The following is a 15,726-nucleotide window of genomic DNA, read 5'->3' as shown; positions in this document are numbered from 1 at the left end:
GTGAGGGCGGTAGGCTTTTGCACGGTCTAATAATAGCGCGGTACCTATTTCCGTGTTTTGGGTTTGAAAAAATCAGCAATAGGCACTGTCAATAACACATTTTACAATGTTTGAATGTTTATTTGCGATTATTGCTATTTGGCGTTTGTTTCTGCTAGGGAAAATGCACTTTTAAACGAATGAGTAACATAATTTTTATCTTTTCTAGCTAACGACTTTGCTGGGTGCTATTTCTGTGGTGTCTGTGGTGTCTGTGGTGTCTGTGGTGTCTGTGGTGTCTGTGGTGTCTGTGGTGTCTGTGGTGGCATCAGTGCACTACCCAATATGCCTGTTTCTCTTAGGTTCCTCTCTTCTTTCGTATCTTATGATAGTAAAACCAAACACAATAGCATGAAAGCCTTTGCGTGCTAGGGGGCAAGATCTATTTTAGGAATTTGTGCGTTTGCTACCATTTCTTTTGAATGCAAATGTAAACTAATATCATTTGTACTAAGTACAAGGTAAGATAGCGCTATTATTTGTGCTATGGGTGGAGTCGGTGGCAGCGCTATGGGTTCTTTTTATGAAGCTGCTAGCCGCGCTGAGCATTGATGCGTTTACCAAATCGGGTAGATTTATCGGGCTTAAAGCGACAACTCACATTATTTAGAGATAGATGGAGGAAATTGGATGTTTGTAAAATCACTAACTTCAGGGCTCGTCTTAGTGTCAGCCTTAGTATTGGCTGGTTGTGATCAATCTAAAGAAAAGGCAGAAACTTCTGCACCGGCAGAGAAACAAACGATCACTATCGAGCACGCTCAAGGTAAAACAGAAGTTCCTCGCCATCCTGAAAAAGTGTTTGTTATGAGTATGGAAACACTGGATATTATGGATGCCTTAGGCGCCCCAGTCGCTGGCCTACCAAAAACAAACGTTCAATTACCTGAATTTTTATCTAAGTATAACTCCCCGGATTACATCAACGCAGGCACACTATTTGAACCTGCTTATGAAGTGCTGAGCAATGCACAACCTGACTTAATTTTAGCTGGTAGCCGCGCTCGCGACGCATACGACAAACTCAGTGCTGTTGCGCCAACTATCTCAATGGATATTGATAATAAACGCTTTATTGATAGCTTAACTGAACGCACAACTGAATTAGGTATGCTATTCGGTAAGGAAGAACAAGCTAAAAAGCTGGTTTCTGATTTCAAAGAAAAAATTGCTCAAATCAAACAAAAAACACCAACCGCAGGTAAAGCGATGGTGATCTTAGTGAGTGGCGGTAAGATCTCTGCTTATGGTCCAGGCTCACGTTTTGGCTTCATCTTTGATGAATTGGGCTTTGAGCCTGCTTATGTCTTCACTGAAGATACAGGCAGACATGGCAACATTGTTAACGCAGAATTGCTAGTCAAACTGAATCCAGATTGGTTGTTTGTCATTGACCGTGATAGCGCAATTGGCCGCACAGATGCTCAGCCAGCAGCCCAAGTTTTAGACAATGCGTTAGTAAGAAAAACATCGGCATGGAATAAACAACAAGTGACTTATCTTGATCCGTCTGCTGTTTACATCGCTGGTGGCATTCAAACTTATTCTCAGTTAATGGATGATGTTAATAACGCATTAGAAAAAAACCAAACAAACTAATCAATGAAAACGCTTTATCTTTTTTTTGGAATTATCGCCTTATTGGTATTAGCGGTGATGAGTTTGTTTATTGGAGCGGGTGACGTGTCACCCGTTTCACTTTTCACCGATCCAGAGATGCAAGACATCTTTTTTATCAGTCGTATTCCTCGAACTATTTCCTTGATCCTAGCAGGCAGCGCTATGAGTGTTGCTGGGCTTATCATGCAGCTCCTAACCCAAAACCGTTTTGTTGAGCCCTCGTTGGCGGGAACAACACAGTCAGCGAGTTTGGGCTTATTATTTGTGATGATACTGTTCCCTACCGCCGATATTATGACCAAAATGGTAGTGGCAAGCGGGTTTGCATTGCTGGGTACAATGCTGTTTATGATGCTGTTGCGCAGGGTTATCTTAAAATCAGCGCTGATTGTGCCGCTGGTCGGCATAATGTTAGGAGCCGTTATCAGCGCACTGACAATCTTTACCGCGTATTCATTTGACCTGCTACAGTCATTAAGTGCTTGGATGAGCGGAGATTTTTCTAGCATCATTCAGGGTCGTTATGAGCTTTTATGGCTAGTCGGTTTACTCACATTACTTGCTTGTTGGATTGCGGATAGTTTCACGGTTGCGGGTATGGGTCGTGAGTTTGCCATCAACGTGGGGCTAAATTACCGTAAGGTAATGACAATTGGTTTATCGATTATTGCACTGATAAGCGGGGTTGTTGTTGTCGTTGTCGGGGCATTGCCATTCTTAGGACTGATTATCCCGAATCTCATTAGTTTAATTATGGGAGACAATATTCGTAAAACGCTGCCATGGATCTGTATTGCTGGCGGAGGGTTAGTTTTACTCTGTGATATTGTCGGTCGCTTAGTCCGTTATCCATTCGAAATACCTGCAAGTGTGATTTTAGGTGTTATTGGCGCCATTATTTTCCTTTTTTTACTGTTGAAGCAGCAGCGTTATGCAAAAAGTTAATGCATCAGTGGTGTTACCCAAAAAAGGGATGACACCATTACAAAGAATATGGCTATTACTGGGGCTGTCGGTTATAGCTATTACACTTTTTATGACTATCAATCTTGGCAATAACCTTGCTTATATTTTGCCACACCGAGGTTATATGGTGCTGACGATGATTCTGGTCGCTTTTGCTTCTGGAGTCTCGACCGTTCTTTTTCAGACCATAGCCAATAATAAGATATTGACGCCCTCTATTATGGGTTTAGAGGCGTTATTTATTTTATTACAGTCAATCTTTGTGTTTTATACCGATAGCTTCCCTGCATCTTGGTTGCTCAATATTGGGAAGTTTTTGCTAGAGTCATCGCTACTCGTTCTATTCTCCGTATTACTTTATCGCTGGTTGTTTGTTTCAGCTAAGTTGAATATCAACCTCGTTTTGATGGTTGGTATTATTCTTGGTACGTTATTTAAAAGTACGGCGACGTTACTACAGCGGTTGATGGATCCGAATGAATTCTCAATTCTACAAAGTCGTATGTTTGCGACTTTTACACGAGCGACCCCTGAGCTGATCTTCTTTACTTTAGCAATTACGCTAGTCGTTGGTATTTTGCTGTGGCGTATGCGCTATTGTTTCGATGTTTTAGCTCTCGGTCAGGCAAATGCGATCAATTTAGGAATTAACTATCGCCATAAAGTGACGGTGATTTTATTACTGATATCGATATTAGTGGCGGTATCGACAGCATTAGTAGGGCCATTAACTTTCTTAGGGTTAATGGTGGCGAACCTTGCTTATTTTATTAGTGGTAGTAGTCAGCACCGTTATCTGTTGCCCGTCTCTTTCTTATTAGGAGTGATTGCGCTTATTGGAGGGCAATTGATCCTTGATTACGGCTTGAACATGGCGGGTACGCTATCTGTTGTGATTGAGTTTATCGGCGGCATATTCTTTATTTATATGGTGTTAAGAAGGTTTTAGTATGATTGAAATTAATCAGATATCGAAAAGTTATCAGGATACTAAGGTCTTAGATAACATCACAACAACGATTAAAAATAGTGGTATTACATCGATTATTGGGCCTAATGGAGCAGGTAAGTCGACGCTTTTATCAATCATTGGGCGCTTATTAATGGCCGATTCTGGGCATGTGAAGGTTAATGAGCTAGATGTTGTAAAAACGCCAAGTGATAAGCTAGCGACTTATTTGTCAGTGTTGCGACAAGAAAACCAGTTCGCAAGTCGATTAACCGTTGAAGAGTTAGTTGGTTTTGGCCGCTATCCTTATACAAAAGGGCGTTTAACTCTTGATGACAAAAAGAAAATCGATGAGTCACTCGAATTCTTAAATTTATCTAACTTGCGTCATCGTTATTTGGATGAGCTATCAGGTGGTCAACGGCAAAGAGCCTATGTGGCGATGGTTTTATGTCAAGACACTGAATATGTGCTGTTAGATGAACCACTCAACAACCTTGATATGAAGCACGCGGTCATTATGATGAAATTGCTGCGTCGCGCGGCAGACGAGTTAGGCAAAACGATTATTTTGGTGATCCACGATATCAATTTTGCCTCTGTCTACTCCGACCATATTATCGCTATGCGAGCAGGGAAGTTAGTTTATCATGGGGCGCCTAATGACATTATGAAGGTCGATATCATCGAAGATATCTTTGATACTCCTATTGAGATTAAATCTGTCGATAATAAATTGATAGCGATGTATTACTAAACGAAGTCATTTTATTTTTATAAAAAAATAGCCTCTATTGCTTGTTAGCATAGAGGCTATTTTATTGAGCTATATATCAAACGCAGTAGCAAAGCTACAAACCATTCACGCGCCATTCCAATCACTCTTCACCTAATTAGCATAAGTGAAGAGTGCATCCAAATCCTGCGTAAAAGCGTTTTATATTACTCGCTAAAACGAGAAAGTCTGTATGGACGTGGATCGATGATAGGCTTAGTATCCATCAATAGATCAGCAGTCAACTGTCCAGATGCAGGACTTTCTGTCATACCCCAACCTGTTGCGGTGTTGATAACAAGGCCAGGGTATTGTTCGATTTTCGAAATGATTGGGATCTCATCGTCAGTTGGGCTAACAGTGCCGCCCCAACGCTCAACCACTTTAGAGTCTTTAAACACAGGGAATTCATTTCTAAGTCTTTCTAGAACGCCATCCAAGTGCTCATTGTTTGGTGTGTTAGTTGCGGTACGGAACTCTTCAAATGGCGTTTTCTCATCCAGCTTCCATGAGGTTGCCATGGTGAAGGAGTTAAAGAGATCTTTACCGATTGAGAATTCTAATGGCAGCTCTCCGCCTCCGAGTAGGTGTAAAAAGCGAGGGCCTAGCAGGAAGCTATCTTTAACGATAGAACTGGTAAAGATACGTGGTGCTACCGCATAAGTACCATCAGCTTGTTCACGGAAGTGAATACCGTTTGGTAGATGCACGTTACCTCTCGGTGCACCAGGCACGCCAGTAATACGCTGTTGAGATAGGTAAACGTTCAGTGTAGGAACATCAACGCCTAGGTTACCCATAAATAGGCGAGACCAGATACCACCAGTCAGCACTACGTTAGAAGTTTTGATGGAACCTTTTTCGGTCACAACGTCGGAAATCTTACCGCCAGCGGTTTCTATGCCCCTTACTGCACAGTTGGTATAGATGCGGATCCCGATTGATTTGGCGTAGTTAGCCATGGTTGGTGTAACCACTTCTGGGTCGAGACTACCTGCGTCTTCTTCAAATCCACCGATTTTCCATGGAGTTTGTGCATTAGGTAAGCGTTTTGCCAGCTCTTCACCTTCGATCATGCGAGTTCTTAAAGGTGTATCAAAACCTGGGTTTTCTGCTGTCTTTTTGATCCACTCTCTGGTGAGTTCTAGATCTTTTTCGCTAGAAGGAACTTCAACACGGCCTTGAATGCGGTAACTTGTATCAGCACCGATTTTTTCATTCATGCCAGTCCATAAAATTTTTCCATAGTGGTGTAATGGAAAAATTTCTGGGGAAGTTTTGTAGCTAATAATTTGGCTATAAGCACGGCCTGATTGTTCGCCGCCTACAACGCCTTTTTCACAAATAACAACGTTCATCCCCCTTTCGGTGAGATTAATTGCAGTCATAATACCTTGAAGGCCTGCACCGATAATAACGGCATCAGCGGATTTTGGTAATGCACCTTCTGTGCCTGCTACAGCAGGAACACGAGATTTGGTGGACTCAAACCGACCTTCTCTGCGGATCATTGGAACAACCGCAGCACCACCTGCGAGAACACCCGCAGCACCGACCCCTAAAAGTAGTTTTCTTCTCGAGATTTTCATCTATAACCTCAATAATAACCTTAGTTTTTATATAGTAAATAATTACAATTTAAGATAATCATATTATCATATTTCATGATGTTGTTAACTATGGTTAATATTTGTTAACAAAAGTAAGAGAAATGTGAATATTCATAATCAGAAATAATCAAGCCTGTAAGGGGTTTGCGAGCTATTTTAATAAAATTCAATCTTTTTAAGAGGGCAGAAAATAAAGTGAAATGTCAGATAATGTGTACAGTGATTTTTTAATCAACTTAGATGCGGTGGATATTTGTTTCGTAGAGTGAGTAATTAGCAAAAATACTAGAATGAGCCAAGTGTTAAACAATGCTATATTGTGTGGTTAATAAGGGTAGGAGAATGAAATATCCGATTTTATGAGGGTTGGTGGTTATCCTTCTTTTTACTCTTGAAAGGTTAAATAGATAAAATACGTATTAGTTTAAAAACATTTAATTAAATATCTAAATGTTTGTGTTTTTTATATTGTCGTTTTTTTGAACTAAATTCTCAATTTTTTCAGTAACAGGAAAATTCGTAGCGTCTTTTTAGGTTTACACTATTTTAAAATAAAGTTGAAAAAATATATTTTGTTATTGAAACGCCTATTAGGAATATATTTTACCTCTGATTTATCATTAAAAAACATGAAGATATGTTTATCTTTGTGTCTGTTGATAAAATAGTCAAAGACGAATTCTTATCCAGTTTAACCCTTTCAATAACGACTGTTACTAATAATAATCCTAAATTTGTTTATTTTTTTAGTCACACATAGTGGTAAAAGTAAAATATACGACTAAGCTGGTTAAAGTGTTATCTAAATAAGTAATCCTTACAATAAATCAGGTTTTTTATTTAGGCAACAGTTTGAGTTATCTATTTTTTAACCAATTGGCATACATAATTTGTGCTTATTATCATCATGCCAGAAAAATCATGGATTAAAAGTTTGGCGAACCCAGTGGGAAATGACAATTAATTCACTTAGGTAGAAGTGCTTATTTAGTATAAACCTCTATTATTGGAGTGTAATTTATTATAGGGCGATTTATTCCTTTTTAGAATTAACTCTCTTTATTTTGGCGCCATTGAGTGGCTTGAGCTGGACGGAATAGGTCTCTAAATTTTTTCTATTGTGATTGGAATAACGTATTTCATCGCGTGTTGCGCTATTTTTATCTTTAATAAAGTGTCTGATATATTGGCTGAGTGATGGTGGTGTGACGGGAGCAGGCTCTTTATTATTGCTACCGTTCGCGTATTCGTGGAAAATTTTTTGTATAAAACTTGCGCCATCAATCTCCAAGATCAATAGAAATTTATACAGTAAATCAATTGTGAGTGGCGTTATCCCGTTTTCATAGCGAGAAATTTGTTGCTGGCTGATCCCCATTAATTTGGCTAATTCTTTGCCCGTGATTTTCTTCTCCTTTCTTGCCTTGCGTAAAAAGTAACCCGATAGTGTACTGAGTTTGTTTTCTTCCATTATTTAGTTTTCTACTCATCGCCTCTATTTGGGCGCTACTATAACGAGTCTGCTGTAGGTGTAAAAATGTTTATACCTAATAAACAGTGATTTTTGATAGTTTATAACTATTGTTATGTTTATTTTTATTGGAAATGCTGATTTACACTATTGGTATTCACGTAAATTTTTTGAAAATTGAGAGCTTAAACCTATGAAAACATCGTCATTTTAAGAAGGTTATTTTATTTATATTTCGAATTATGACGTAAAAAGAGTAAATGTGTTTACTAATTTGTTCTATTTGAAATAGTTAATTGTCGCCTAAAATGTTTCATTTTGTTACATTCCGTCAAAGGTTTGACGGCTATTTTAGAGATAATTTCATATTATGAGTATTAATTTCCTAAGTTGAATTACGTGATTGCTGTTAAGTGAAGCTGATTATTCATTTCCAGTGGGAATTTGTGCGAAGAAATCGGCGTAGTCGCTTGAGCATATTTGATGCAGAATAACGTTTAAGTCAGATAAAGGTTGTTGTGACCAATCAGCGCGAATATCAATATCTGCATATTGGCGATGGTGCCATATTTTGAGTGCCGCTGAACGAATTCCTCGATAATCACCTCCCGCTTTTTCACCCGCTTTCATTGCCATTAATAGCCTATTTGCTAGCGCTAATTCTGAGTATTTATGGTAGGTATCGTATAGCGCGTGTAAAACATGCTCTCCTGCGAGCATATTACCTGCAATCGCTAAATTGGTTTCAGATAAGCCACCACACCAAGGTAAACATGCCTGTCCTGTCCAATGCGCACTGGTGCCTTGTTTATCAATAATGATCAATTGCCTTAATGTGGGGGCGGCATCTTTTTTAAGCAAAACATCTAAACAGGTTTTAGCTGGCATAGCCTCTCGAAGGAATTCAACTCCGGTTATACCTGCCATGGGGTTGGTCATGGCTTGTGTGGCAATCGCACCATGATAACTTGCCCCATGGAGAACTAATGCCCCTACTGCGGGACCACCTGTTGCGGTTATTGCTCCAATTTCCCCCGTTTTTGCACAACGAGCGACGATAGAAAAAGTCATTTTACACCTCATAAATTAGACACCGATCAAATTTATCATTATAAATTATTGCGAGAAAGTTAATTTATAATCATAAATAAAGAAAAAGAGAATAATTTTAACAAAATTGACACATATCACAGCATCGTCACCACACCAGGGAGAACAAATATGGGCATGTGTTTACGCAGATGGGTAGCCACAGTTTCACTTCTCTTCGCTTTTTCATTTCCGCTATGGGGCGATGAAAACAGCCATGTATTGTTATTAGGGCAAGTGGCTGAACCGCAATCATTAGATCCTCAGGTGGCGACGGCTGCCAATGATTCACGGATCTTGGTGAATATTTATGAGGGGTTGGTGCGCAATTCTGATGGTTCATTAAAGCTTGAGCCTGCACTGGCCGAATCATGGAATGTGAGTGAGGATGGACTGACTTACACATTTCATTTACGCAAAGGGGTTCGCTTTCATGATGGATCACCATTAGATGCACAAGCGGTTAAGTTTACGTTCGAACGTATGCTTAATCGTGAGCATCCTTACTATCATACAGGGCCTTTTCCTTTATCATTTTTCTTTTCTGTTATCGACAACATTGAAACGCCCGATAACGCCACGGTGATCTTCCGGTTAAAAGAGCCGTTTGCCCCTTTTTTATCCAATCTTGCAACCCCCGCAGGTTTGATTGTCTCGCCAACTGCCGTTAAACAATACGATAAAAATTTTGGTCGCCATCCAAGTGGGACTGGGCCTTTTAAATTTACCGAGTGGACGGCGAATCAGCGTGTTGTTGTGGAAGCTAATGATCAGTACTGGGGAGGGCGACCGTCACTGCAATATGTGGTTTTTCGCCCAATAACTGACGCTAATACTCGCGTGGCTGAAATGCTGTCGGGAGGGATTGATGCGATGGTTGAAGTGCCCGCGGATAATGTACCACTGTTTGCCTCTGATAAACGTTTTCACTTGTATCAAGCAACAGGCCCGCATGTTTGGTATGGCATGTTGAATGCATCACGTCCACCATTTGACGATGTGCGTGTCAGGCAAGCCGTGAATTACGCAGTCAACAAACAGAATATCGTTAAATATATCCTTCAAGGCTCCGCAGATGTTGCACAGGGGCCAATCCCTTCAGCTTTCGATTGGGCGTTTGATCCTGAAACGGAGGCTTACCCTTACGATCCTCAAAAAGCGCGTGAATTGATTAAAGCGGCGGGAGCAGAAGGGCAAAAAATTATTTTTTATGTCACAGAGGGAGGATCTGGCATGTTGGATCCGATCCCGATGGCGACAGCGATTCAGGCCGACCTAAAGGCCGTTGGGCTGTCAGTTGAAATACAGACTTTTGAGTGGAATACCTATTTATCAAAGGTGAATTCAGGGCTTAAACAAGCACATATGGCGGAAATGGCATGGATGACGAACGATCCTGACACCTTACCCTTTTTGACGCTGCACTCTGGATCATGGCCAGAGAAAGGGGGATTTAATTCTGGCTATTACGCGAATAAACAACTCGATAGCTTATTAGATAAGGCAAGAGTAACCAACGATATGGCTGAGAGGGCACGGCTTTATCGGCAGGTACAAAAGAGAGTTCACCAAGATGCGCCATGGCTGTTTGTGGCAAATTGGAAGCAAAATGCGGTCGCCAGTGCGCGGATCAGTAATTTTAAATTACAGCCAAATTTTAATTTATTGCTTAAAGACGTTCATAAAGATTAACGGATCAATTGGCTTAATTTCACGGCATAACAAAGTAGCGAGCCTTTACTCGGCATTAAAACGGTTACGACGGGAAGATTTACTGGGGAAGAACCTATGTGGCTATATTGTGTTAAACGAATTTTAGCGACGATACCCATTTTAATTGGGCTCACGCTTATCGTATTTTTCATCATGGCGTTGATCCCTGGTGACCCCGCTCAAGCACTGCTCGGACCATGGGCAACACCAGAGAATGTGGCGCGGGTAAAACAGGAACTTGGTTTAGATAAGCCGCTATATCAACAATACTTTATTTGGATAAGTAATTTATTGCAGGGGGATTTTGGGCGCTCATTCGTACTCAATCGTCCTGTCACTGACGAGGTATTAGAACGTTTTTCAGCCACCTTAATTCTTGGGGGCAGTGCGCTGTTGCTCAGCTCTGTTTTAGGGTTGTTGGCAGGCATTATTTCGGCGATCCGCCAGTTTAGCTGGAGTGACAAAATGATCACGCTAGCCGTGTTACTGGGCATTTCGATGCCATCGTTTTGGATCGGCCTATTGATGATCATGCTGTTTGCGGTACAACTGCAATGGTTTCCTGCGTCAGGGATGTATTCGATTTGGCAAGGCGGTGGGTTCGGTGACCTATTGCACCATCTTGTTCTGCCAGCAGTGACGCTCTCTTTAGTCGCGACAGGGGTCATTGCTCGATTAACTCGTACTGCGATGTTAGAGGTCTTGCGCTTAGATTTTATTCGTACTGCTCGAGCAAAAGGACTTAGCGAACGCAAAGTTATTTTTCGTCATGCTTTTCGTATGGCGCTCGTGTCAGTGATCCCCGTTATTGGGATTCAGGCTGGTTTTGTTCTAGGCGGTGCTGTCTATATCGAAACCGTATTCCAGTGGCCGGGGCTAGGTGCCATGTTGGTCAAAGCGGTTGCGACACGTGATCTCTTTTTAGTGCAGGGCGGTGTTTTAATTGCAGCAGCAGCCTATGTATTTATTAATTTGTTTGCTGATTTGATGCAGGCACTTTTGGATCCGAGGTTAAAATCATGAGCCAAATTACTACACCGGTTATCCAGCCACGTTATCGCCAATCGGCTTGGTCTTTGTTAATGACCAATCGTTTAGCTGCATTAGGGCTAGCGATCTTATTGGTCATCATGTTGTCAGCATTACTAGCACCTTGGCTGCCACTGCCTGATCCCGATAAAACGGATCTCATTAATCGATTATTACCTGTTTTTTCTTCGGGTCATGTGTTGGGAACCGACCATCTTGGGCGTGATATTTTGTCACGGTTATTATGGGGAACACGGGTATCACTGCTTGTGGGGATCTCTGCGACGTTAATTGCAGCCGTATTAGGTACGCTAATTGGCTTAATTGCCGGCTATGTTGGGCAGCGAACTGATACCCTATTGATGCGTTGCATCGATATGTTAATGGCTTTTCCTTATATTTTACTGGCATTGGCGATTGTCGCTGTACTTGGGCCGGGCTTACTTAATGCGTTATACGCGATAGCTTTGGTTAATATCCCCTTCTTTGCACGTAATATTCGAGGGCTAACAGTAGGCTTGCGCGATCGTGATTTTATTCAGGCGGCAAGGTTATCAGGTAAAAACCATATTCAAGTTCTATTAACGGAAGTTTTACCGAATGTATTGCCTATTATTGTCGTGACTATGTCAACCACGATAGGGTGGATGATTTTGGAAACGGCGGGGTTGTCGTTTTTAGGGTTAGGAACACAGCCGCCGAATGCCGACTTAGGATCAATGCTAGGGCAAGGTAGAGCACAGATGTTCGTGGCGCCCCATGTTGCATTAGTGCCCGGCATTATGATTTTTCTTATCGTCATTAGCTTTAATTTATTAGGTGATGGCATTCGCGATTTACTTGATCCAAGGCTCAAATCAGGGGCTTTGCATCGCTCGCAACCAGTGACAGAAACCGCACGTATTGATATTCCAGCACGTACGGAAGGCAGCAAGGCGGTGTTAGAAGTGAAGTCACTGTGTGTTGGTTTTCGTCAAGGGCCTCTATTGCGCCCAACGGTTAAAAATATCAGTTTTTCAGTGGCGCGTGGTGAGTGTTTAGGGCTGATAGGGGAAAGTGGCTCTGGTAAAAGTGTTACAGCACTGTCCATTATGGGGCTATTAGCTTCCCCGCCAGCGGTGATCACCGGTGGTGGGATCTATGTTAATGAAGAAGAGATGTTGTCATTATCTCTATCGGCGTTACAGCAACGCCGTGGCGCTAGAGTCTCTTATATTTTTCAAGATCCGTTGACGACACTGCATCCACAGTTTTCGATAGGTGCACAATTACAAGAGGCGATCACCGCTCACCAATCCCTTTCCGATCAACAAGCGAAGAATAAGGCGATTGAGTTACTTGAGAGTGTTGGTATTCCATCAGCAAAAGAGAGTTATCACGCTTATCCCCATCAACTTTCTGGAGGGCAACGCCAACGTGTTGGGATTGCCATGGCTCTTGCGAATGATCCGGTGTTAATTATTGCCGATGAGCCGACAACGGCACTGGATGTCACTGTACAGGCACGCATTTTAGAATTACTCAATAAGTTACGTCGTGAAAGAGGGGTTGCGCTACTTTTTATTACCCATGACTTTGCGGTGATTAACCAAATTTGTGATCGGGTGGCGGTGATGCAGCAAGGCCAAATTGTAGAAACGGGCGCAACACAAACGGTACTTCATCAGCCACAGCACCCTTATACGCGTCGCTTGATTGCCAGTGTGCCAAAACTGGGGGAAGGAAAAGCATTTCTTACCCATGTTGCAGATATTTATAGCGCTAAACCAGACGCGGTGCAGGAGGTATCATGAATAAGGTCATTGAAGTCAATCAATTGGTAAAAACGTTTGGTCGCCCACCTAACCTTTTTCATCCAACAAGTAGAGAAGTTAAGGCTCTAAAAAACATCTCAATAGATCTTTATGAAGGTGAAACATTGGCGATCGTTGGGGAAAGCGGTTCGGGGAAAAGTACTCTTGCCCGTATTTTAGTTGGATTGGAGCAGGAAACATCAGGGGAGATCCGCATATTGGGAAAAAACCGTTCTCAGTGGCAAAAAAAAGGAACACGAGCCTTCGGTCAAGCTATCCAATATGTTTTCCAAGATCCTGTTGCATCATTGAACCCACGTAAAACGATCGGAGAAACCTTATCCGTACCTTTAAAGTACCTTAAGCAGATGAATAAATCTGAACAAACCCATAGATTACATGAGTTACTCGAGGCCGTAAGTATGCCATTGGATGCGCTGGCATGCTATCCACATGAGTTTTCGGGTGGGCAAGCTCAGCGTTTAGCGATTGCACGAGCATTGGCAGCCGATGCACAGATCCTCGTTCTCGATGAGCCTGTTAGCGCATTGGACGTTTCGGTACAGGCGCAAGTGTTGTTGTTGCTACAAGAGCTAAAAACACAATTTTCGTTATCTTACTTATTTATAAGTCATGATTTAGCCGTCGTTGAATCAATTGCTGACAGAGTGGCCGTGCTCTATTTAGGTGATTTGCTAGAATGTCAGGAAACTCATCGTTTATTTGCTGCCCCTGAACAGAGTTATACCCAGAATTTATTGACCAGCGCGCCAAGGCTCTCTTTTGAGTAAAAGGCGAGTGTGGAGATGAAAAATAGAACAACAGACGACGGCCGGAAGAAAAATATGAACACAGAGAAACAGCCGATGACAGAAACAGGACGAATTAAACGCACGGATGAAATTGTGAATGCGATTAAAGAATCGATCATGGCGGATAATTTAATGCCAGGTGATCGACTGCCACAAGAGAAAGATCTAATAGAGCGTTATAGCGCCAGTAAAAGCACCGTTCGAGAAGCTTTAAAATCGCTAGAAGTCCAAGGGTTGATAAAAACGAAAACGGGGCCTGGTGGCGGTGCATTTATTGATTCTATGACAGAAGCGCGAGCGATGAGTTTACTGTCTAATTATTTGTTTACACGGAATATTTCGATAAAAGACATTTATACCTTACGTAAATTATTAGAGCCTGTGGTGGCAGTTAGCGCTATCGACAATATGGATAATGAAGGTTTTCAAAAACTGTATGACACGATAGCGATTTATGATCATGAGCCAGTTGATGAAGCCGAACGTTGGCAGCAGCGGATGGCCGAATTGGATTTTCACGCTGTTGTTGCGAGCTACTCTGATAACGTACTTTTAGTGTTTATCTGTCATTTTCTTCAACGGTTGCTTAAGGATTTGGCGATTTGCAAAGACATCTACCTAAAGCCTGAACCTGTCGATCGTCGACAAGGGATTGACTATCAATATCAACTTATTGACGCCATGCGCCGTAAAGATGCTCCTAGAGTGAAAGCGATTATGGAAGCGCATATGGCGTATGCGGAACAAGCCATGCTGGCCTTGCAAGCAACCTTACAAGAACGATTTTTAAGTGAAGACAGGTAATGACATGATTGATCAAGATTATCTTAAATCTGTATTAAAGACGCTATTACAAACGCCTAGCCCTGTAGGTATGACAGAGAATGCCGTAGCGCAGACTCATCAATGGCTCGCAGAATTAGGTTTTCAACCGCAATACACCCGCCGAGGTGTGCTACATATTACGTTAGGCAATGGTGAGCCCAAAAGGGCACTAGCGGCACACTTAGATACTCTCGGTGCAATGGTGACACAATTAAAGCCGAATGGGCGATTGGCACTACGTAACACGGGAACATGGGCCGCACGTTTCGCTGAAGGAGCGAGAGTCACAGTATTTTGTGACAACAACCAATATCGGGGAACTATTCTGCCGTTAAAAGCATCGGGGCACCGTTTTAATACTGAAGTGGATACCCAGATTGCCGATTGGGATAACCTTGAAATCCGCCTTGATGCACCTTGTTATAACCATGCTGATTTATTAGCACATGGCTTTAATGTAGGGGATATGGTTGCAGTCGATGCACAGCCTGAGTTTATTGATAATGGTTTTATCGTCTCTCGCCATCTTGATGATAAAGCGGGCTGTGCAGTGTTATTAGCTGCATTGAAATCGCTGGTGGATGATAAAGTACTGCCTGAAGTGGCTTGCCAAATCATGTTTACTATTTCAGAGGAAGTCGGTATTGGGGGAACGCATGGCTTTGGTGCTGAAGTACAAGAACTGTTAGCCATTGATAACTCGGTGTCGGCTCCCGATCAAACAACGCGGGATGATGCGTTAACATTGGCATTTCGTGATAGAACAGGTCCATTTGATTTAGCTATCACACGCCACCTACTTAAGCTGTGCCAACAGTATGATATTCCTCATGTGAGAGATACCTTTAAACACTACCGCTCAGACAGTGCCGCTGCCGTCGATGCAGGGTGGGATATCCGCGTGGCATTGGCTTGTTTTGCACTGGATAGCTCACATGGTTGGGAAAGAACGCACGTTGATTCACTGGTTGCATTAGCCACCTTGGTCAGACGTTATATTGAAAGTGATTTAGTGCCATTACCAGGGCAGTAATG

Annotated in this window: 13 protein-coding genes; 10 read left to right on the top strand and 3 right to left on the bottom strand. The window is 42.1% G+C overall.

What is annotated here, in order from left to right; genetic code table 11:
• Positions 1–669: 669 nt before the first annotated feature.
• The 4 genes from I3B46_RS19210 to I3B46_RS19195 are packed head-to-tail and all read left to right on the top strand — an operon-like array spanning position 670 to position 4,331.
• Positions 670–1,638: a siderophore ABC transporter substrate-binding protein gene (locus I3B46_RS19210; RefSeq protein ID WP_004917406.1), complete on the top strand. Its 969-nt coding sequence runs from the start codon at positions 670–672 to the stop codon at positions 1,636–1,638.
• Between the two features lie 3 nt (positions 1,639–1,641).
• Entirely contained in the window at positions 1,642–2,604 is a 963-nt protein-coding gene (locus I3B46_RS19205) for an ABC transporter permease (RefSeq protein WP_004917404.1), read from the top strand.
• Positions 2,591–3,574 (top strand): iron chelate uptake ABC transporter family permease subunit, encoded by a 984-nt coding sequence (locus tag I3B46_RS19200; protein WP_004917402.1) that lies wholly within the window; start codon positions 2,591–2,593, stop codon positions 3,572–3,574. Before I3B46_RS19205 ends, I3B46_RS19200 begins: the two co-directional genes overlap by 14 nt.
• Before the next feature lies 1 nt (position 3,575).
• Positions 3,576–4,331: an iron ABC transporter ATP-binding protein gene (locus tag I3B46_RS19195; RefSeq protein WP_004917400.1), complete on the top strand. Its 756-nt coding sequence runs from the start codon at positions 3,576–3,578 to the stop codon at positions 4,329–4,331.
• Between the two features lie 185 nt (positions 4,332–4,516).
• Here I3B46_RS19195 and I3B46_RS19190 read toward each other — a convergent pair whose 3' ends face one another.
• The 3 genes from I3B46_RS19190 to I3B46_RS19180 form a co-directional block, all read right to left on the bottom strand.
• Complete coding sequence (locus I3B46_RS19190; protein WP_004917397.1) at positions 4,517–5,938, bottom strand: NAD(P)/FAD-dependent oxidoreductase; 1,422 nt, start codon at positions 5,936–5,938, stop codon at positions 4,517–4,519.
• Positions 5,939–6,992: 1,054 nt separating this feature from the next.
• Positions 6,993–7,430 (bottom strand): helix-turn-helix domain-containing protein, encoded by a 438-nt coding sequence (locus I3B46_RS19185; protein WP_072502726.1) that lies wholly within the window; start codon positions 7,428–7,430, stop codon positions 6,993–6,995.
• A gap of 423 nt (positions 7,431–7,853) precedes the next feature.
• Positions 7,854–8,501, bottom strand: coding sequence for a DUF1028 domain-containing protein (locus I3B46_RS19180; protein ID WP_014657399.1), 648 nt, complete (start codon positions 8,499–8,501; stop codon positions 7,854–7,856).
• Positions 8,502–8,651: 150 nt separating this feature from the next.
• Here I3B46_RS19180 and I3B46_RS19175 point away from each other — a divergent pair, with 150 nt between their 5' ends.
• The 6 genes from I3B46_RS19175 (at position 8,652) to I3B46_RS19150 (ending at position 15,724) form a co-directional block, all read left to right on the top strand.
• Positions 8,652–10,211, top strand: a complete 1,560-nt coding sequence (locus I3B46_RS19175) for an ABC transporter substrate-binding protein (RefSeq protein ID WP_004917390.1) — start codon at positions 8,652–8,654, stop codon at positions 10,209–10,211.
• A gap of 96 nt (positions 10,212–10,307) precedes the next feature.
• The gene (locus I3B46_RS19170; RefSeq protein ID WP_014657400.1) at positions 10,308–11,255 is read left to right on the top strand and encodes an ABC transporter permease; all 948 of its coding nucleotides are present in this window, start codon (positions 10,308–10,310) and stop codon (positions 11,253–11,255) included.
• Complete coding sequence (locus tag I3B46_RS19165; protein ID WP_004917383.1) at positions 11,252–13,054, top strand: dipeptide/oligopeptide/nickel ABC transporter permease/ATP-binding protein; 1,803 nt, start codon at positions 11,252–11,254, stop codon at positions 13,052–13,054. Before I3B46_RS19170 ends, I3B46_RS19165 begins: the two co-directional genes overlap by 4 nt.
• A complete protein-coding gene (locus I3B46_RS19160) occupies positions 13,051–13,845 on the top strand; it encodes an ABC transporter ATP-binding protein (RefSeq protein ID WP_060561453.1) in 795 nt (264 codons plus the stop codon). Before I3B46_RS19165 ends, I3B46_RS19160 begins: the two co-directional genes overlap by 4 nt.
• 54 nt (positions 13,846–13,899) lie before the next feature.
• Positions 13,900–14,670 (top strand): FadR/GntR family transcriptional regulator, encoded by a 771-nt coding sequence (locus I3B46_RS19155; RefSeq protein ID WP_041705166.1) that lies wholly within the window; start codon positions 13,900–13,902, stop codon positions 14,668–14,670.
• Positions 14,671–14,674: 4 nt separating this feature from the next.
• On the top strand, positions 14,675–15,724 hold the full coding sequence (locus I3B46_RS19150; RefSeq protein ID WP_014657402.1) for an osmoprotectant NAGGN system M42 family peptidase: 1,050 nt from the start codon (positions 14,675–14,677) through the stop codon (positions 15,722–15,724).
• Positions 15,725–15,726 lie beyond the last annotated feature (2 nt).

Source organism: Providencia sp. 2.29, assembly GCF_015832305.1.
GTDB lineage: Bacteria > Pseudomonadota > Gammaproteobacteria > Enterobacterales > Enterobacteriaceae > Providencia > Providencia stuartii.
This window is presented reverse-complemented; position numbering and strand designations above follow the sequence as displayed.